12 protein-coding genes and 1 tRNA gene are annotated in these 19,939 nt (G+C 63.1%); 3 read left to right on the top strand and 10 right to left on the bottom strand.

What is annotated here, in order from left to right; translation table 11 throughout:
- Positions 1–18: 18 nt before the first annotated feature.
- Entirely contained in the window at positions 19–828 is an 810-nt protein-coding gene (locus DK366_RS14160) for an SEL1-like repeat protein (protein WP_157956540.1), read from the bottom strand.
- Between the two features lie 622 nt (positions 829–1,450).
- Between DK366_RS14160 and recC the strand changes: the two genes are divergently transcribed.
- Genes recC through recD form a run of 3 tightly spaced genes read left to right on the top strand, consistent with a single transcriptional unit; the run spans position 1,451 to position 10,549 of the window.
- Positions 1,451–4,933, top strand: a complete 3,483-nt coding sequence (gene recC / locus DK366_RS14155) for an exodeoxyribonuclease V subunit gamma (protein ID WP_109126191.1) — start codon at positions 1,451–1,453, stop codon at positions 4,931–4,933.
- Entirely contained in the window at positions 4,930–8,592 is a 3,663-nt protein-coding gene (recB, locus tag DK366_RS14150; RefSeq protein ID WP_109126190.1) for an exodeoxyribonuclease V subunit beta, read from the top strand. The genes recC and recB overlap by 4 nt, the downstream gene beginning before the upstream one ends.
- Complete coding sequence (gene recD, locus DK366_RS14145; RefSeq protein ID WP_109126189.1) at positions 8,582–10,549, top strand: exodeoxyribonuclease V subunit alpha; 1,968 nt, start codon at positions 8,582–8,584, stop codon at positions 10,547–10,549. The genes recB and recD overlap by 11 nt, the downstream gene beginning before the upstream one ends.
- A gap of 16 nt (positions 10,550–10,565) precedes the next feature.
- Here recD and DK366_RS14140 read toward each other — a convergent pair whose 3' ends face one another.
- The 9 genes from DK366_RS14140 to DK366_RS21250 form a co-directional block, all read right to left on the bottom strand.
- Entirely contained in the window at positions 10,566–11,093 is a 528-nt protein-coding gene (locus DK366_RS14140) for a PilX N-terminal domain-containing pilus assembly protein (protein ID WP_109126188.1), read from the bottom strand.
- Positions 11,094–11,178: 85 nt separating this feature from the next.
- Positions 11,179–12,183 (bottom strand): PilW family protein, encoded by a 1,005-nt coding sequence (locus DK366_RS14135; RefSeq protein WP_157956539.1) that lies wholly within the window; start codon positions 12,181–12,183, stop codon positions 11,179–11,181.
- Between the two features lie 201 nt (positions 12,184–12,384).
- Positions 12,385–12,876, bottom strand: coding sequence for a type IV pilin protein (locus DK366_RS14130; RefSeq protein WP_109126186.1), 492 nt, complete (start codon positions 12,874–12,876; stop codon positions 12,385–12,387).
- 11 nt (positions 12,877–12,887) lie between these two features.
- Positions 12,888–16,601, bottom strand: a complete 3,714-nt coding sequence (locus tag DK366_RS14125) for a PilC/PilY family type IV pilus protein (RefSeq protein ID WP_109126185.1) — start codon at positions 16,599–16,601, stop codon at positions 12,888–12,890.
- Between the two features lie 66 nt (positions 16,602–16,667).
- Positions 16,668–17,267, bottom strand: a complete 600-nt coding sequence (locus tag DK366_RS14120; RefSeq protein ID WP_232821050.1) for a PilX N-terminal domain-containing pilus assembly protein — start codon at positions 17,265–17,267, stop codon at positions 16,668–16,670.
- 1 nt (position 17,268) lies between these two features.
- The gene (locus DK366_RS14115; RefSeq protein WP_109126183.1) at positions 17,269–18,240 is read right to left on the bottom strand and encodes a prepilin-type N-terminal cleavage/methylation domain-containing protein; all 972 of its coding nucleotides are present in this window, start codon (positions 18,238–18,240) and stop codon (positions 17,269–17,271) included.
- A gap of 47 nt (positions 18,241–18,287) precedes the next feature.
- On the bottom strand, positions 18,288–18,800 hold the full coding sequence (gene pilV, locus DK366_RS14110) for a type IV pilus modification protein PilV (protein ID WP_109126219.1): 513 nt from the start codon (positions 18,798–18,800) through the stop codon (positions 18,288–18,290).
- A 20-nt stretch (positions 18,801–18,820) separates the two neighbouring features.
- Complete coding sequence (locus DK366_RS14105) at positions 18,821–19,423, bottom strand: GspH/FimT family pseudopilin (protein WP_109126182.1); 603 nt, start codon at positions 19,421–19,423, stop codon at positions 18,821–18,823.
- A gap of 390 nt (positions 19,424–19,813) precedes the next feature.
- Positions 19,814–19,933: transfer RNA gene (locus tag DK366_RS21250), tRNA-Thr, on the bottom strand.
- Positions 19,934–19,939: the final 6 nt, after the last annotated feature.

The raw sequence follows: 19,939 nt of genomic DNA, 5'->3' as shown, positions 1-19,939 counted from the left end.
CCCCCGCAGCACGTCTGTTTATGGCTTGCCGGAGGCTTCCGGCGCGGGGACCTGCTCCAGCGGCCCCACCTGCACGTGACCGTTCCAGCCTTCGAACACGTTGACGGCCGCGGCATCCAGCATTTTCACCACGGTCTCTATCGGCGGGCAGCCGTTCGGGTCGGCAATGGGTCGTGACGGATCGACCATGCCGGCCATGCAGTATTTCGAACCCTTCGCACTCAGCCGGCTGAGTTCACGCATGCCCTGAGCGTAGCGGGCTTCCGCGCGCTTGGCCGCGGTGGCATCGCCATACACGGGTGTCATGGTGACGAGCAGTTTCCTGGCAGCCTCGCGCTCGGCCTGCGTCGCACCCTTCATCGCCGTGTCGTAGGCCTGCTTGAACGATGAATTCTGACGCTCCGAGGCCAGCGTGAACCATGCGAGCGCCAGCGGCTTGTTCACCGGCTGGTGATCGCCGTTGAGCGCCATGATGCCCAGCACGTACTGCGCGGGTTTGCTGGCCCAGCTTGCCGCCGTGGTGAAGAAGCGCTGCGACGTAGCGTATTTGTTCAGGCCATAGGTCTGCGTGCCAAGGCAGTAGTAGTAATCACCCGGCAGGAATTTCTCTTCACCCGACACACAACGCGTGCCGGCAAGGTCGGCATCCGTGGGTGGCGGCGTGTCCGCGTCGCTGGGAGCCGCCACCGATTGGGCTGCCGATTGCGCACCGGCTTGCGATGCCATCGCCATCATGCAGGCAGCCAGTGGCCATGCCCAAAACCTGTTCTGCCTTCCCTGCGTTGCCATGCCGTTCTCCTTGCCAATGCCGTATATCGAGCGGCTCATCGTAACGCTGCAAGGCGCAACACGGATGACGGCGAGGCAAAGCATGTTCTTGCGTTCTGGCACTGCAGTGCCCCGTCGCGTGACGTCGGATACGTGTTCCTAGGCACACATCCGCGCGTCAGCACGACGAGGCGCGCGGATTGTGTCCAGCGCGCATCGAAGTGTCCTTGCGTCCATTCGCAAATTCGCGTGATGCACTACGCGGCTTCGGCATGCCGTGACGAAGCACTCAACGAGAGTGCCACCAACACCACAGCGAGCACATCGAAGCACTGGCGCCCATTGCGCGTTCATGCCCCTCTTTTTGTCAGCGGCCAAACCCAACTGGGTATAAGCGCGCCTCGAACCAGCCCGATGTCTGCATCCTGCAGGCGGAGGGAAGCGACCAGTTCTTCGCCACAACAAGCCGTCAGGGCGACATCATGCGCCATTCCTTCGTGGCATTTGGCCATCCATACGGCGGATGACACTGAACCCGGAGTATGGGCGCCAGCGCTTGCGCAACGCAACAAATCGGCGCATCGCGTTCTCAGCCGCTGCGACGCGCCTGCGAGATCATGCGGGACATCTCCCTCGTCCTCGGCGAGAATGCCGCCATGACCCCGACTTTCTCCCGCCCCTCGTGAGTCACAGCCTGGACCTGCCCCTGGAAAGCCCCATCCAGCCGGGCCTGATGGTGATCCATGGCAACCGCATGGAAGACCTGCGCGACCTGCTGACCGGCTGGCTCGCGCGCGCGCCGCTGCAACCGCTGGAAGACGAGTTGATGCTGGTGCAGAGCAATGGCATTGCGCAGTGGCTGAAATGGGCCCTCGCCCGACCGGCCGGCGAAGGCGGCCTTGGCATCAGTGCGGCGGTGGACGTGCAGTTGCCTGGTCGATTCCTGTGGGCGGCCTATCGCAGCGTGCTCGGCCGCGACGCCGTGGCCACCACGTCGCCGTTCGACAAATCCCGCCTGAGCTGGCGCCTGCTTCGCCTGCTGCCCGCCCATCTGCACGAGGATGATTTCGCGCCGTTGCGCGACTTTCTTCGCCATGACCCCGACGAGCGCAAGCGTTTCCAGCTCGCCGAGCGCGTGGCCGACCTGTTCGACCAGTACCAGGTCTATCGCGCCGACTGGCTGGCTGATTGGGAGAATGGCCGCTACGAGCTGCGAGACGAATTGCGTGGCAAGCACACGCCGCTGCCGGCGGACCAACGTTGGCAGGCGCGCCTGTGGCAACTTCTGCTCGACGACGTCGGCGAGGAGCGCCACAACCATCGCGCGGCCGTGCATCAGGCCTTCCTCGAACGCATCGCCACGCTGAAAACGCGGCCTGCCTTGTTGCCGCGACGCATCGTGGTGTTCGGCATGTCGTCGCTGCCGCAACAGACGCTTGAAGCGCTGACGGCGCTTTCGCGCTTCAGTCAGGTGATGTTGCTGGTGGCCAATCCCTGCCGGCATTACTGGGCGGACATCATCGAAGATCGCGAGCTGCTGAAGGCCAACCAGCGCCGCCAGGGCATGAAGCCCGGCCTGCCCGACGAACCGCGCTACGAAGACCTGCACCTGCACGCCAATCCCTTACTGGCAGCGTGGGGGCGACAAGGTCGCGACTACATCCGCCTGCTCGACGCCTTCGACAAGCCCGAGAACTATCGCGGCCAGTTCAGCGCATGGAACCGCAGCATCGACCTGTTTGCGGATACCGACGGCAGCACGCTGTTGCGGCAAATGCAGCAGGCCATTCTTGATCTGGAGCCGCTGCCGACCGATCCGTCCAGGCGCAAGCCGTGGCGAGGCAGCGATACCTCGCTGCGTTTCCACGTGGCGCACAGCCCGCAGCGTGAAGTGGAAATTCTCCACGACCAGTTGCTGGCCATGTTCGAAGACGCCGCACAACGCGGCGACCCGCTCACGCCGCGCGACGTCATCGTGATGGTGCCGGACATACAGACCTACGCACCGCATGTGCAGGCGGTGTTTGGCCGCCTTCCTCCCAACGATCCGCGCCACCTGCCCTTCTCCGTGGCCGACCAGCCCACGCGTGGCGCCGACCCATTGATGGTGGCGCTGGAACATTTGCTGTCGCTGCCCGAGTCGCGCTTCGCCGTCAGCGATTTGCTGGATCTGCTGGATGTGCCCGCGTTGCGCGCGCGTTTCGATATCGACGACAACGGCCTGCCAACCTTGCGCCGCTGGATCGAAGGTGCCGGCATTCGCTGGGGCCTTGATGGAGAACAGAAGCAAAGCCTGGAATTGCCTGCCATCGAGCAGAACACCTGGCGCTTCGGGTTGCGCCGCATGCTGCTCGGCTATGCCGTGGGCGATGGCGACACGTGGCAAGGCATTGCGCCCTACGGCGAGGTCGGCGGCCTGGACGCCGCACGTATCGGCCCGCTTGCGCATTTGCTCGACCAGCTGGAGCAATGGTGGGACACGATGCGCGAGCCGGCCACGCCGGACGCCTGGCACGGCCGCCTGCAACAGCTGCTGATGGCCTTCTTCGACGCCACCGAACCCACCGACAGCGATCGACTGGGACGCCTCAACGATGCCTTGGATGCGTGGCAGGACGCCTGTGCATCTGCCAACTTCTGCTCACCGCTTCCGCTCAATATCGTGCGCGAGTACTGGCTTTCGTCGATGGATGAAAGCCGCCTTTCACAGCGTTTCATGGGCGGCGCGATCAGTTTCTGCACGCTGATGCCCATGCGTGCCATTCCTTTCCGCGTGGTCTGCCTGCTCGGCATGAACGATGGCGACTATCCCCGTCGCCAGGCGCCCGCGGATTTCGACCTGATGGCCCATCCCGGCCATGCGCGACCAGGCGACCGCTCGCGGCGCGAGGACGATCGCTACCTGTTCCTGGAAGCACTGACATCCGCGCGCGATGCGTTTTACGTGAGTTGGATGGGGCGTCATGTGCGCGACAACAGCGTGCTTCCACCCTCGGTACTGGTTGGCCAGTTGCGCGACTATGTTTCAGCGGGCTGGCATCGCGAAGGCGACGATGCCGTCGAGCCGCGCGCTGGCGAACACCTGCTGGATGCCATGACCACGGTGCATCCGCTGCAGCCTTTCAGTCGCCGCTATTTCGGTATCGATACCGACACGCGGCTTTTCACCTTTGCGCGCGAATGGCGCCAGGCGCACCGCGATCACGTCGACACTCCCATGAACACGCTGCTTGCCGCCTGGCAGCCGGACGCAGCCATCAACATCAGCCTGCTGCAAAGCTTTGCGGCACGTCCCGTGCGTCACTTCTTCAACCATCGCCTGAAGGTGTACTTCAGCGATGCAAGCGAAGAGGCCATGAACGACGAGCCGTTCGGCCTCAACGCGCTTGAGCGTCATATGGCCACCGCCAGCGTGCTTCGCGCCGCGGTAACGTCACCCGATGCGCGCGAGACCGTGGAGGTGGCCGCGCGACAACTGGTTGAACAGGGCGCCCTGCCGCCGGGCGGCTTCGGTGAACTGGCCCGTGAAGCCGTTGCCCGCGAAAGCAGCGATCTCGCCATGCGTTGGCTGGCCGCGTGCGAGCGCTCGCCGTTGGTCACAGAGAAAATCGAGGTGGTTCATGAGGCGCACGGTGTGCGGCTGGAGGATTGGCTCAGCGATCTTCGGCAGGGCCGTGACGCACCTTACGTTCGCCTGGAACTGGCTACCGGCAAGCTGCTGCAGAAGAAAGATATCCGTCACGAAAAGGCGATCAATGCGTGGGTGATCCACGTGATTGCCCACGCGCTTGGGCTGCGCATGCAAACCCGCATCATCGGCGTGGATGCCACGTTGCTCTTGCAACCGATGGATGCCGATGACGCGCGCATGTGCCTCAACGCGTTGCTCTCGTGTCTGCGCGAAGGCATGCGCATGCCGCTGCCCATCGCGCGCAAGACAGCGTTTGCATGGCTGCAGAACATGGACGATCCGGAGAAGGCGCGTAAACAGGCGCAGCTTGCCTACGAAGGCAGCGGTTTCGGCGGGGTCGGCGAGGTGCAGGAAGATGCCTATCTCGCACGAGCGTGGCCCCATTTCGAGGCGCTGGAAGCCGGCGGCTTCCATCACTGGCTTGCACTCTATCAACCCATGCTCGCGGCGGTGACCCAGGAGGCGGACGCATGACCACCGCCACCCTTCAACCGTTGCAGCTGCCGCTGCACGGCATCCAGCTGATCGAGGCCAGTGCAGGCACAGGCAAGACCTGGACCATCGCCGCGCTCTATCTGCGCCTGGTTTTGGGGCACGGCACGCCACAAGGCCAGCCGCTGCTGCCTTCGCAGATCCTGGTGCTCACCTTCACCAAGGCGGCTACGGCGGAACTGCGCGAACGTATTCGCGAGCGTCTTGGCGAGGCGGCCGAATCCTTTCGCGGACGCCGTGCTGCTGACGATTTCCTGCGCGACCTGATGGCCGTCTATCCCGACGACGATACGCGCTCACGTGCCGCACGCCAGCTCGATCTGGCCGCGCAATGGATGGACGAATCGGCGATCCATACCATCCATGCATGGTGCCAGCGCATGCTGAGTCAGCATGCGTTCGACAGTGGGCATCCGTTCGAGCAGGACACCGATACGGATGAAAGTGCCCTGCTCGCCGACATCGTGCGCGATTACTGGCGCTGCCATTTCTTTCCGCTGGACAGGGACGGCGCCGCGCTGATCACCGGCTGGTGGAAAACGCCAGCCGACCTGCAGGCCGACCTTAAGCCCTTGCTGCGACAGCCGGCGGAGAGCCTGCGCCTGGATGGGCGGCCGTTGCCCGATCCCACGCATGTGCTTGACGAGTTTCGCCGTCACGTCGGCAATGCGGCAGAGGCCGAGCAAAGGGCCCGGCAGTGTTGGCGCGACGATATCGATGCCATCGAATTCCTGTTCGCACAGGCACTCGCCGCCGGTGCGCTCAATGGCAACAAGATGCGCAAGGAAAAGGTGGCGGAAGAACTCGCCCTGCTGCGCGCCTGGGCGAGTGGCGACGGCATTGCACCCGCCACGCTGAAGCGCTACACGCGCTCCGATCTTGCGGCAGCCAAGAACAAGAGCGCCGAGGCGCTGCAACATCCGGCGTTCGACGCCCTTGAAGCGTGCATGGAAGCGCAAGGCGTCACGGCACCCCTGCGCGAACCCGTGCTGGCCCATGCCACACGCTGGGTGGCAGCGAAGCTCGAAGAAACCAAACAGCGCCGAGCGCAGCTGGGCTTCGACGACATGCTCAAGCGCCTGGACGGCGCGTTGCATGGCCATACCGGCAAGCGCCTCGCGGACACCATCGCCAAGCAATATCCAGTAGCGCTGATCGATGAATTCCAGGATACCGACCCGCTGCAGTGGCGCATTTTCCATCGCGTGTACGCGCATCGCGAGTCGACCGGGCTGCTGTTGATTGGCGACCCCAAACAGGCCATCTACGGATTCCGCGGCGCCGACATCCACACCTACCTGCGAGCGCGCGGCACCGCGCAACAACCCACGTGGACGCTCGGCACCAATTACCGATCCACGCGCCCGCTGGTCGATGCCGTGAACCGGGTGTTTGCCTTCGCCGATACGCACGAGGAAGGCGCCTTTGCCTTCGGCAAGGGCCGCGATGCACTGCCCTTCCTGCGCGTCGACGCCAAGGGGCGCCAAGAAATATTGATGCTCGACGGACAGCCGCTGCCACCCATGCAGGTGGCCGTGCAATCCAGTGACGAAGCGATCAGCGGTAGGGTCTATACCGACCTGATGGCACGCCACGCCGCCAGTCACCTGGTTGATCTGCTGACTGCCGCGCAGGAGAACCGCTGCGGTTTTCGCAACGCCGATGGTGTGCTACGGCCGCTGCGCCCCGGCGATATCGCCATTCTCGTGCGTCGCGGCGCGGAAGCGGCAAAGGTACGCGAAGCGTTGCAGCGTCGCGGCCTGAAGAGCGTGTATCTCTCCGACCGCGATTCGGTCTATGCGTCCGAGGAAGCGGCCGACCTGCTGCGCTGGCTGCGTGCCTGTGCCGAACCAGGTTCCGACCGAGCCATGCGCGCCGCGCTGGCCACGCCGACGCTGGGCCAAAGCGACGAGGAACTCGATCGCATCAATCTGGATGAACACCACTGGGAATCCTGTGGCGATCGCTTCCGCCAGCTGCATGCCACCTGGCTGCACCACGGCGTGCTCGCCATGCTGCACGACCTGCTGCACGCCTTTGACCTGCCTGCCCGCCTGCTCGCGCGCCCCGATGGCGAACGCGCACTCACTAACCTGCTCCATCTTGCCGAACTGCTGCAGCATGCAGCGTCAACGCTGGATGGTGAGCACGCGCTGATTCGCTACCTCGCTGCACAAATGGCAACGGCAAGCGATCCACGGAGCGACGCCGCCGAAGAGCAGATCGTGCGGTTGGAAAGCGAAGCCGAGCTGATCAAGGTGGTGACCATCCACAAGTCCAAGGGCCTCGAATACCCGCTGGTGCTGTTGCCCTTCATCTGTTCCGCACGCGAACTGAAAGCCGACGACAGCTTTACCTGGCACGACGAACACAACGAACTGCGCATGGACCTGCGCCCGAGCGATGCGGCCTTGAAGCAAGCCGATCGCGAACGACTGCAGGAAGATCTGCGCCTGCTGTATGTCGCACTGACCCGCGCCCAACACGCCTGCTGGCTCGGTGTTGCGTGCACGCGATCGGGCCAGGGCAAGGCATCGACGCTGAACAAGTCGGCATTCGGCCATGTGCTCTCCGGCGGCGCAAAGATCGAACCCTCCGACCTGATGCTTCGCCTGCGCGCCATGCGCGGTGACGAACCCGGTATCGCCATCGACGAGCTCGATGCGCCCGGCATGCATCCCCTGCCCGCGCAACAGGGCGCCATAACGCCGCTGTGGGAAGCACGCATCTACGAAGGACCGGCTATCGAGCGCTGGCGTGTATCCAGCTACAGCGGGCTCAAGTATGCGGAACAGGAAGATATTCGCCTTCCGGCGCCCGAAACGGCATCGCAGGACACCTTGATCGAGGCAGCTGCCGAGCAGCCCGTGCTGGCGAATGCGGCAACCGCGCCTGCGCAAGGCATCCACGCCTTTCACGCAGGCGCCGAAGCCGGCACGTTCCTGCACGACTTGCTTGAATGGGCAGCTGACGAAGGCTTTGCCGATATCGCTGGCGACGAAGCGGCATTGGAAAAGGAAATCGCGCGGCGTTGCCAGCGTCGCGGCTGGCAGTCGCACATTTCGATGCTCACATCGTGGGTGTCCACGCTGTTGCGAACGCCGCTGGCGCTTCCCGATGGCATGCATGCCGCGCTGACGCAGATGAACCACCATTACGCCGAACTGGAATTCTGGTTCGAGGCACAACGCGTCGATACGCTGGTGCTGGATCAATTGGTGACCAGTCACACGCTGGACGCACGCCCTCGCCTGCCGTTGGCCGCCGATCGTATTCACGGGTTGTTGAAAGGTTTCATCGACCTGGTGGTGGAATATCAGGGCCGCTACGTAGTGATCGACTACAAATCCAACAAGCTGGGCACGGACGCCAGCGCATATACCGCAGAAGCCATGCGCGACTCGATTCTCCGCGAGCGATACGATTTGCAGTACGCGCTGTATACGCTGGCGCTGCACCGCCAACTCAAAGCCCGACTGCCAGGCTACGACTATGACCGCCACATGGGCGGCGTGGCCTACCTGTACCTGCGCGGTATCGATGGTGCCGGTCACGGCGTGCACGTGGAACGCCTGCCCAAGGCGCTGATTGAAGCCATGGATCGCCTGTTTGCCACGGGAGGCCATGCACATGCCGCATGACGCTTCCTGGCAGCACGCCATTGAACGCGGCTGGTTGCGTCCGCTCGACGTGGCGTTCGCACGCTTCCTCGATGCGCAGGACCCACAGGCACCGGCCGCCCTGCCCTTGCTGGGTGCACTGGTAAGCCGACAGCAGGCGGACGGCCATCTGTGCCTCGACCTTGCCGCTTGGGAAGCGCTGGCCGACGACGCGGACTGGCCTGCTCACTGGCGCACCGTGCTGGCTGGGATCGCAACCACGCCGTCGACGTTGCAGCCATCGACGCTGATGGCGTCGTCCGACGATCCCGATGCCACATCGTCGCCGCTCGTGCTGGACGGAAGCCGCGTTTACCTGCGCCGCTACTGGGACCACGAGCAACGCGTGGCGCAGGCCATTGGGCAGCGCCTGTCCCGCGTGAACGACACATCGCCCTTGCTCGCCTCGCAACTCGCCCGCCTGTTTCCTGCCTCGACCACTGAAGGTCCGGATTGGCAGCGCGTAGCGTGTGCACTGGCCGCACGCGGTGCTTTCACCGTCATCACTGGTGGCCCGGGCACCGGCAAAACCACCACGGTGGTGCGACTGCTGGGCCTGTTGCAGACGCTGCACCATGAAGCTTCCGGTCGCGCCTTGCGCATTCGCCTCGCCGCACCGACCGGCAAGGCGGCTGCGCGATTGCAGTCGTCCATCAGCTCGCAGATCGCGCGACTGGATGTGGATGACCATGTGCGCACCCATATACCCAGCCAGGTGGACACGCTGCACCGCTTGCTCGGCGCGCGACCGGACTCGCGACGCTTCCGTCACGATGCCAGCCATCCCTTGCACCTGGACGTGCTGGTGATCGACGAAGCGTCGATGATCGACCTGGAAATGATGTCCGCCGTGCTCGCCGCGTTGCCCGATGACGCACGACTGATCCTGCTTGGCGACAAGGACCAGCTGTCGTCGGTGGAAGCCGGTGCCGTGCTCGGTGATCTTTGTCGTCGCGCGGAACAGGGGCATTACAGCTCCGCCACGGCCATATGGCTTCGCGACACTACCGGTGACCGCATCGATGCGTGGACGCGCGACGATGCACAGCCCCTGGACCAGCACGTCGCCATGTTGCGCCACAGCCATCGCTTTGGGGCGCAAAGCGGCATCGGTGGGCTGGCACAACGCGTCAACGACGGCGATGCTGCGCAGGTTCGCGCGCTGCTCGCCGAACCCCACGCCGATATTGCATGGAACGATCACGCCGCCGACAGCCGCTCGCTGGCTGATCTTGTGCTGCATGCCGGCGCAACGCGCTTCCTGTCGCAGGCTGGCGGTGCCGAGCCCCAAGGCTATCGACACTATCTCCAATGGATGCGGCAACAGCGGCCTGCCGCCACGGCGGGCGTTGAAGCGTATGACGCCTGGGCACGCGGTGTACTGCATGCTTTCGGCAGCTTCCAGTTGCTCTGCGCGCTGCGGCAAGGCCCCTTTGGTGCCGACGGACTCAACCGCCAGATCGCAGGCATCCTTCAACAGGCGCAGCTGATCGATGCGGGCCACGAGTGGTACGAAGGCCGCCCGGTGCTGGTCACCCGTAACGACTACAGCCTCGGGTTGATGAACGGCGATGTCGGCATTGCGCTGCGCGTGCCCGACGACCAGGGCAACCTGCAGCTGCGCGTGGCTTTTGAAGTGGCAGGCGATGCGGGCAGCGATGCCACGCGCATACGTTTCGTGCTCCCTTCCCGCCTCGGCGAACGCGAAACGGTGTATGCCATGACGGTGCACAAGTCGCAGGGCTCGGAGTTCGAGCACGCCGCACTGGTGCTACCTGGCGATGCCAGCGCCGTCCTCACGCGCGAACTGCTCTACACCGGCATCACCCGCGCACGCCGCTGGTTCAGCCTGTTGGCACCTGCCTCCATCGTGCAACTGGCCGTGGAGCAACCGGTGCATCGACACTCGGGGCTGTACCAGCGCTGGTCCAGCCGCTGATCCTTTCGCACCGGTGTCAGTGCTGCCTGATCGTGGCCTGCAGCACGACCACCATGCGGCCGTCGGTCGACGCCGGATCGGCACTGCGCGTAGTGATGCGGTAATACGTGGAAACCGGATTGCGTGCGGCGTAGTCGTGCGCGTTGGCGCTCTGGTTCACTCCCGCGGGTGAGTCCGGGTCAGCCCAGCTTCCCATGTCTTCGATCACGTATTGGGGCTGGCCGGAAGCCACGGAAGCGCGAATGAACTGCCCTTCGTCCGTGCCGCTGCCCACCGTATGCACGCTGCCATCCGGCAAGCGTGGATCGTTGAATGGGTTGGAGAGACAAACGACCGACTTCTGCTGGCAATGGCGTGCGACGTCCTCGGGGTGAGCCGAGATGCGCGCCTGCGCCGCACGTAGCGCCGCCTCTGCATGCTCGAAGGCAAGGTGCCGATCGTATTGGTGCGTCACCAGCTTCTGTTGCATGAGTGCGCTGCGTGCAGCCCCCAGGCCCATCATGGTGATGACCAGCAGCAGGAGCAAAGCCATGGCCAGCACCATGCCGCGGGATCGCCTCGGCACCAATGGATTTTTCGGCCCGCGACCGCGCGAAAACGGAAGATGAGGCGAAACGTGCACGATCATCTCAGGGAACCCTGTTGCGCAGCGTGGTGGTCATGGAGAACTGCCGCGCAATCGGCGCATCGTTCACTCCAGCCCGCTCTTCAGCGCCTTGCGTGGTCAGCGTCACGCGCACGGCGGTGACGTTGTTCCATTGCGTCACATGGCTGGCCTCCACGAACGCCGACGGCAGGCCTTCCTGGTGATAAGCCACCTGCATGGCCGTCACGCCCCGCACCATTTCCTGTCGCGCTGGTTTGCCGCCAGTGCTCCCCAATCGGTATAGCGACAGACCCTTGTCCGGATTTCGGCCGATGTACCAATCGGCCATGTACAAGCGCGTAAGCAAGGCATTGGCTTCGAAGGCATAGGTGTCACCCGCACCGCACGACGTCGGGTAGCCAAGCCCTGCCGCGCAGTTTCCCGCCGACATGGCATGCCCCACGGTTTTGGCCGCCGCGCTGTAGGTGCTTGAACGAAAGATGGCGGCGTGATCGTAGTCGCACGCGATGAATAGGTCGGCCGCGGCGGGATCGGTATTCGCTTCGCCCAGCGTGAACACTGCCTTTTGCGGATCGTGCGCGGCCACGCTGAAGCTCGTGTCGTCACCGCGCAACACCTGCAACGACGGCGTGCCCGCGACGCGATCGCCCGTAGCGTTGCCGGCGGGTGCATCCGCATCGTTGCCGCCGTATCCACGGAGGGCATGACTCCAATCGGCCCACCAGGTCTTTCCGCCATTGGCAGGTCCTACATCAAGGACATTGGCGACCCGTTCGCGATTGCCACACGCCGTGAGGCCGGCATTGCGGATGTCGTGTACCAGCAGCTCGAACGCAATGCGCGCGCTGTCCTGTACGTCGACCAGCGCACGGCTTGCGCGATCCACGCGCTGGCTGGCCGTGAACACGCTCACGACACCAGCCATCACCACCATGCCAAGCAACAGCGAGACCATCAACTCGACGAGGGTGAAGCCTCGCGAGTCCGCACGGGTGTTCAGAAAGAGAGGGTTCGCTCGCCAGGTCACAGCCCGCACCACAGTCAGTCATCGGAACTACCGATGATCGTGGTCAGATGGCAAGCGCGAACAGGGATGATCAACCGCGCAGCCGTAAGGCAAAGCACGGAACGTGGCGTGGGCCATGTATTACGCCAGGCGACAAACTCTCGACCCTGCCGCCATTGGCGGAGCACAAAAAACTGCCGGCGTGTTGGCCGGCAGTTTCGCTTACCAGCAGTTGGCGACCTGTCCGGTGCCTGCGTAACGCTGGCCGCCCTGATCCAGGCTCAATGCGGGGCATTGGGTGTCGCGCGCCTGCTGCGTGCCGGCAATGGGCGTTGCCGTGATCTTGTAGGTCGTCTGCGTGGGCTGACCGCTATCGAAGGCGAACGTGTAGTAACGACCCGACTGCTGCGCTGACGAACAATCCAGCGCGGGCAGCGTGTTGGCCGCGGCATTCGCGTCCTTGCCAGCCTTGTCGTAGCGAAGGTACGTCGTGTAGTAGCGCTCCATGTAGCTCGACATCTGCGAAAGACAGCCTTCAGCGGCCACGCGGTTGGTCCGCACCACGTTCTTCATGTAGGCGGGATACGCGATGCCGCCAAGGATCGCGATGATCAGCACCACCATCATGATTTCCATGAGCGTAAAGCCGGCGCTGCGCCACGAGGGTGCGCGCGGCGCGGTGAACACGCCGCCGGCCCGAACATGCTTGGTCATGATTGGTCCTTTCATTGATTGATCAACTCACGCCAGGAAACGCGCGTCAGCTTGTTGCCGCCGCCCGAGGTCTTGATGCTGGCATTGGAGCCGTTGTCGAAACTCATCAGCATGGAGCTGCCCACGAAGTTCGGGTTGTTCGGCAGCGAGTTGAAGGCGATGCCAGCCGAAGGCTTGCTGTTGCCGTTGTCCGATGCGTTGACCGAACCATCGTGGTTGAGGTCGAAGAAGGCCTGCTGCGGATTGGTGCCGGTGAACGGATCCACTGCCATCACCCAACCGGTACCCGCGGGGTTGCACGGGTCGCTGGAGTCGGGAATGCGCGTCGTGGCCAGCAGGTAACTACCCTGGAACTGGTTGGGCGTGACGATGCGCTCGCCCTGCTGATTGGTGGTGCCATCGCTCTTGGGTTGCAGCAAGTCCATGTACCAGCCGGACAGACCGGTCATCGACTTGGCTTCGTCCGGCGTGGTGATGGTGCGCCCGGCCGATTTGGTCACGTTGCCGCCACCGTCCACCGTCGCCGAGGTTTCCGAGGTGATTGCACGCGCCACGAGTTTGGCGCGCGTCTTAGTGGTCTGCGAGGTGATCGGCGTACTGCTGCTGGTGGTGCCCTTGGCAATGATCAAGCCGTACCAGCTTTGCGTGGCCTTGTCGGTCAGGTCGGCCGTGGTCAGATACTTGCCCGTACCGAAGAACAGCCACAGGTCACCGGTTGAGCTCTTGCCCATCAGCATGCCTGCCGTGATCGGTTGTGGCACCTTGCCGGCCGTGTCCGATGTGGCGGTAAACAACAGCGTGCCCGCGCTGCCGGCGCTGGTCAGGTCGAAGCTCCACACGTTGCCATCCAGATCACCCGCATAAGCGGCCGTGCTCACGCCGTCGGTCGCATTGCCGATCCACACGGCCGGCGCCGCCAAGCCGGTGCCGTCCGTCGTGCTGTACACCGTCATCGCACCATCGGCCAGGGCGAACTGCAGCAGCGCGGCCTTGCCTGCGGTGCTGTTGTAGCCGTTACCCATCACCACCGACCACGTGCCCGCCGCGGTCTGTGCAATCACCGGCTTGCCGGTCATCTGCCCGATGTACTGGCTCTTGCCATCGGTATTGCCGTCTTTGGCCGAGCGCTCCCACAGCAGCTTGAGCTTGGTGGGGTCGGTCACATCCAGCGCATACACCGTCCTGGCCAGGCCGCGACCCGAGGTGCCCACCAGCACGGTCTTCCAGGCGCCGGACATATAGACGTCCGAAATCGCCAGCTCGCCATCGTTGAAATACTGGTGATCCGGGCTACCGGTCTTGCCGTTGCCGTAGTTCGGATCGGCCAGACCGGCAACGCCGCTGGGTCCGCCGTACTGGATCACCGCGCCCGGTAGATAGGCATAGACTTCAGCGCCACTGGTGTCGAAGGCATGCAGGTAACCGTCGTTCGCAGCTACAAACAGGCGGCCTGCACGGCTGGCGTTGTCGCTGGCGTACTGACTGAAGGTCGTGGTACCGGTAAACGTCTGGCCCAGGAACTGATTGGCCGACGGCGGCCCCACGTAGACCGGCTGCGAACTGACGATGTCGCCGATCAGCGAATCACGCTTGCGATAGGTGGTGCCCTCGTTGGTCTTGTCACCGCGCAGATAGTTGATCATCGCGGTCTGCGTCGCCTTGCTCGACCCCAGTGCCGTCAACTGCGCTGCCGACAGCGCCGGCAGACTGCCGTCGCTGGTCGAGACCTGGAAGGCGATCGAAGTGCTGCCATCGGCCGTGGTGTAGATGTTTCGACTCGCCGCCGCCGGCAGCTTCGACGAAGCGACCCAGCTCGAGCTGGTGGCGATGGCGCCCGTGCTCGAATCGACCGTATAGGCCAGCAGATCACCGGTCCACTTGTTGGTCGTATAAGTGGCCTGATAGGTCACCGTGCTGGTCTGCAACTGCGTCGAGTTGGAGGACAAGCTCGCCGCCGAACCCGTACGGGAGGTGGCACGGCTGAGCGCATCCGCCAGACCATTGGCGAAATCAGTCGGGCTGGTCGCCGAATAGAAGCCACCGTGGCTGTTCACCGCGGCATGCGCGAGGTCGGAAATATTGTTGATGCTGTCCGCCGTCGGCGCAGGCCAGCTGAAGTTGCTGGCCCAGCTGGGCGCGGTGCCGGTGTTGGCCCACTTGAAGATATCGTCGATGGTGGTGCCGGTCGGCTTGATGCCAGTGGGCGTGAAACCCAGGCCCATGGTGAAGGTCACCATGTGCTGCCAAAAGGCCGGGTCGTCATCGCTGATCGGCACTTCGTTCAGCGAACTGGGGCGCAGGTCACTGCTCCAGTAAGAGAAGGCCACGTCGGCCAGCGTGCTGCTATTGCCGTCCGAGTAAGGGGCGGTGGCCTTGTAGGTATAGCTGGCGCCGTTCGGACCGGTGATAGCCGTCGACATGCTGGTGTTGTCGGCGTTGCCAGGATCCTTGCCGATGTTGCTGGTTTTTTCGTTCCAGAAACCGTCCGTGGTGAGGATGGTGTAGGACTGTCGGCAAGCCAGCTCCGCGCCATTGGTATTGGCCGGATCGGTGTTCATCGCCTGCCAGGGCTGATCCTGCTTGTAATAGGTGCCCGCGGCATCGAGTGCCTGACGCAACGGCGTACCACCGGATGCGGTCGCCTTGGACACCCAGTTCCAGAACGCCGTCTTCTGATCGGTGGAGCTGGAACCGTCACCGAACGGCGCCACCTGGGCGATGTAATTGCTGCCGCCGTTATAGCCGTCCGTGTACTTGTAGCGCGAGGTCGGCAGGTTGCTGTAATTACTGTTGCCGCCGCTGCCACCGTCGATGGAGCCGAAGCCGACGCGATAGGTGCTGCTAAGGCCACTGAAGGCCGCCATCAGGCCGCTCTTCGCCATCAGAATGCGCGTGTGGTAGTACGAGAACCAGTTGGCCGCGTTCTGTTGATCGGCCGCAGCCTCGCTGCAGTTGCTGCTGGTGACGCCAGCGGCCTTGCAGTCGCCTGCGTGACTGGCAATGTAATACCTGGTGTAGCCGCTGCCCGTAGGCGTGGTGTAGGTAAACATGCTGACCGGGCTTTGCACGCACAGCTTGCTGGTCGTGTTGTAGCTGCTTCCGCTATCGCAGGTATTGGTAGGCGCGTAGTAGCTCGCGCCCGACCCGCTGCCCTTTTGACACTTGCCGCTGTTGCTGCCGCTGGTCAGCGGCCCCGTATCGCCGCTATTGCAGACCTGGGTCGCCGCGTAAGTGTTGCTGGTGCCGGAGAAACTCTTGACGTAGGCGATGCTGCTTGAGCTGTAACCGTTGCGGCTGACGTCCGACGATCCGTCATAGCGCGACAGGTTGACGGTGCCGGTCGCCTGCTTGAAACCATTGATCCATGCATTGGTGAAGCTGGCGTCCGGATAATACGAACCACTTGCCGTGGGCGGCGCCTTATAGGTCGTGCTCGGGTTGTAATAGACCCCATTGACGCTGGCGCTGCTCAGGCCATTGGCGCTCGTGTCGCTCAGATAGCCGTAATCGGGCATCACGTCCCAAGCCATCGAGCCGGAATCGTCGAGCATCAGCAGGATATTGGGCGGCACCGTTGGCCGCTGGATCAGCGGCGAACTGTCCACCGTCACCGCCGCCTGGGCCGGTGCGCTCAACACGCCCAGCGTGCACACCAGCGCGCTGGTGCAGGCCAGCCGTCCCAGGAATTTGGCGAGCATGGAACTCGAGCGAAATGGCATACGCATGAAAGAAAGCCTGTCGATGGCTACGGCGTGTCGGGTGGAAGCACTGCGAAAGGTGAGCCGCACAAATCAGCCTTGCTTGATCATGGCTTGCAGCGTGACGATCGAACGGCTGCCGGCATTCTTGGGATCGTCGCTACGTGCGGTGACGCGGTAGTAGGTCACCATGGTGGAAAGGCCTTGCGCGCCATAGTTGTGCGCGTTGGCGCTCTGGCTGTAGCCCGTGCTGGAGTTCGGGTCCTGCCAGAGCCCCATGCTTTCGATGATGTATTGCGGCTGGCCCGTGGCAAGGTTGCTCGCCGTGAACAGGCCGGCGCCCGAACCGGTCGTCACCGTGATGATTTTCGAGGTGATGGTGCTGTCGGTGAACGGGTTCGCCGGACACACCACGCCACCCGCCTGGCAATTGCGTGCGATATCCGTGGGATTGGACAGCACACGCTGCTGCGCGGCACGCATCGCCGCCTCGGCGTTCTGGAATGCCACCTGTCGGTCGTAAAGATTGGCCGACATCTTCTGCTGCATCAGCGTGCCTCGCACGGCAGCAAAGCCCACCAGCGTGATCACCACCATCAGGATCATGGCCACCACCAGCGCCATGCCCTGTTGATGCTTGCCGCTGAATGAAGGCGCCGAACGCGTTTTGTGATCTGGGGATATTGCATGCATGTCACGACACCCGGTTGCGTAGCGTGGTGGTGCTGGTGAAGGTTCGCGTGATCGGCTTGCTGTCCGCGCCTGCCGTCGTATCCGTGCTGATCATGGTCAAGGTGATCTGGACGGCATCCACGCTTCCCCAACTACCGCTGGCGACCGCGTCGGCGGCGACGAAAGACGTTGCCCCACTGACGTGGTAGGCCAGCGTCATGCCGGAAACGTTGCGCACCATTTCGTTGGCCACGGCAGTGACCGTGCCGCTGCTGTTGGACAGGGACATGCGATAGAGCGATGTGCCCCCGACGCCATTGGATGCCACATACCAATCGGCCGCCGTCAGCTTGGCGATCTGGGTGTTGGCGCTGAAGGTATAGCTGCTGGCGCTGCTGCAGACCGTGGGATAACTCAGGTCTTTCGAGCAGTTGCCGGGAGTGCCCGACGTATCGTGGGTCAAGGTGGTGCCGCTCACCGCATTCATTTGCACGATGGCGCCATGATCCGGATCGCACACCAGCACCAGATCGCCCTTCTGCAGCGTGGTGCTGGACTCGTTGAGCGCAAACGTACCCGCCGGCTCCGCGTTGGTCTTCACGCTATAGCCGGAGCCATCAACGCCAAGCAGCGCGATCGAATCGGTATTGGCTGTGCGCTCCGTACCGCCGGTACCCGAAGCAAGATCCTTCTGGCTCGACGTGTAACCCATGAGCGGCGTGGACCAGTTGGCGTACCAGGTGGTCGAGTTGTTCTTGATCACGTTGGCGAGACGGCTGCCGTTGCCGCAACCGGTGAGACCTGCGGTGCGTATATCGCGCGACATCAGCTCGAATGCCATGCGCGCGTTGGCTTGCACGTCGCTCAAGCCGCGATTCGTGCGATAGACCTTCTGGTTGGTCATGAACACGCTGATCACGCCGGCCATGACAATCGTGCCGAGCAGCATGGCCACCATCAACTCAATGAGGGTGAAACCACGCGGCTTGCGCATGCGCGATGCATCGGTCGATGACTGCAAGGAAGATGCGTGCCTGCCGCTCATAACATGGCCCTGGTGACAACGGTCTGCTGCGTCGAGCCATCGGCGCCCGGGCGCACATCGAGGAACGAAATGGTGACGGTGCAGTCGCCCGCGGTGCAGGCGATGTTTCCCGTGGTCGTATCGGCAACACCGAGCGAATTGCCCAGCTGGCCACACCATTGCGCCAATTGCGACGCTGCCAGCGTGCTGGTGTCGGTGGGACAGGAGCTGGCTTTCAACGCTGTCGATGTGACATAGGCGCCGGCGACAGCGTTGCTGTAATCCGCACGCATGGCATCGACGATCGAATAACTCGCCACGGTGGCCATGCTGCGCGCCATGGAACTGTTGTTGGACGACAGCGACATGGCCTGCAGCGCGGCAATGCCCAAAAAGGCAATCGACAGGATCACCACGGCGACCAGCACTTCGATCAGGCCCACGCCACGCTGCGCGACGCGCGAACCACACTTCGTGCGACGCTGATGCGATCTGAGATTTGCCGTAGATAGCAGGGGATGCGCTGACATGGCGCGATGTGTCGGGCTCATCACGAGCAGGTTCCCGAAGAGGTGGTGACTTGCACGATGGATCCGGCAGCCAGCGCCACCGTGCGGATGTTGTCGCGGCTGATGTTGGTCGCGCAGATCTGGACGACGTTGTCGCTGAAGGGCACGGTGGTGCCCGCCTTCATGCCCATGCCCTGGCCGTTGAAGCGGATGGCCGTGAATGTCACGGTGCTGGAAATCTTCAGCGGCGATACCAAGGCAGGCGGGGTGCCGCGCACCTGGTCTGCCGCCGTGTTGCCGGTGCTGTTGACGCTCAGGCCATACACCGCACCGCTGTTGGTGCTGCACGCGGTGCCCAGCGTATCGGTGGTGTTGTCGGACGTCGTGCTGGCGCAGAACTGCACGTTGCCGTTGCGCTTCACTGCTTCGACCCGCGCGGTGTTGAGCGCATCGACGATGTCATTGGTCGCCGTCGTCAAACGATTGGCGATGATCATGGCCCGGAAGCTGGGAATCGCGAACGCAAGGATGATCGAGGCGATCACCAGGGTAACGATCAGTTCGATCAGGGAAAAACCACGAATAGGGTCACCCTTGCCCCTACGCGCCGGATTCGCCCCCTGCGACCCGAGCAGCAACTTCATGCGACACCCCCTGCCTGTTTACGCAAGAACATATAATGCCGTCAGGTTCACGAAAACCTCGTAGCCGACAAACGGTAAGTTATTCCGGATAAGCGGCAAGTGGCGGCGCCAACGCCGCAACAAAGGGTGATCGCTATCACAAATTAGATCGTGGCAACAAGGCGACTTGTAACTTGTTACGACGTCGCGCTGGTCGAACGATGGCAGCGATCAACGAGAAATAGTCGTAACCGAATGTAATTAAACAAAATTCTATCCAAAGTCGTTGACTGCCCTTTGCGGGGATGGCGGGAGTGACAATCCTCCGCAAAAGAGGAAAAGCCGTGTGACGCAATAACTTGCGTTATCGGGCAACAAAAAAAGCCCGCTTGCGCGGGCTTTTTCTGATACTGGTGCCGGAAATAGGAATCGAACCTACGACCTACGCATTACGAATGCGTCACAAATCCACTTATAATCAATAAATTATATAATTAAATGGCTTTTATGCCACATTATTGCCACACCAACGACAAG

Origin of the sequence: Dyella sp. C11 (genome assembly GCF_003121485.1) — a bacterium.
Classification (GTDB): domain Bacteria; phylum Pseudomonadota; class Gammaproteobacteria; order Xanthomonadales; family Rhodanobacteraceae; genus Dyella.
The sequence above is the reverse complement of the archived record's forward strand: the minus strand, read 5'-3'. Positions and strand labels throughout refer to the sequence as shown.

Excerpts from the sequence above, each read along its gene's own strand:
- DK366_RS14160 (WP_157956540.1), bottom strand. The coding sequence starts at position 828 with ATGAGCCGCTCGATATACGGCATTGGCAAGGAGAACGGCATGGCAACG.
- recB (WP_109126190.1), top strand. The coding sequence starts at position 4,930 with ATGACCACCGCCACCCTTCAACCGTTGCAGCTGCCGCTGCACGGCATC.
- recD (WP_109126189.1), top strand. The coding sequence starts at position 8,582 with ATGCCGCATGACGCTTCCTGGCAGCACGCCATTGAACGCGGCTGGTTG.
- DK366_RS14140 (WP_109126188.1), bottom strand. The coding sequence starts at position 11,093 with ATGGTGCTGGCCATGGCTTTGCTCCTGCTGCTGGTCATCACCATGATG.
- DK366_RS14130 (WP_109126186.1), bottom strand. The coding sequence starts at position 12,876 with ATGACCAAGCATGTTCGGGCCGGCGGCGTGTTCACCGCGCCGCGCGCA.
- DK366_RS14125 (WP_109126185.1), bottom strand. The coding sequence starts at position 16,601 with ATGCGTATGCCATTTCGCTCGAGTTCCATGCTCGCCAAATTCCTGGGA.
- DK366_RS14120 (WP_232821050.1), bottom strand. The coding sequence starts at position 17,267 with ATGCATGCAATATCCCCAGATCACAAAACGCGTTCGGCGCCTTCATTC.
- DK366_RS14115 (WP_109126183.1), bottom strand. The coding sequence starts at position 18,240 with ATGCGCAAGCCGCGTGGTTTCACCCTCATTGAGTTGATGGTGGCCATG.
- pilV (WP_109126219.1), bottom strand. The coding sequence starts at position 18,800 with ATGTCAGCGCATCCCCTGCTATCTACGGCAAATCTCAGATCGCATCAG.
- DK366_RS14105 (WP_109126182.1), bottom strand. The coding sequence starts at position 19,423 with ATGAAGTTGCTGCTCGGGTCGCAGGGGGCGAATCCGGCGCGTAGGGGC.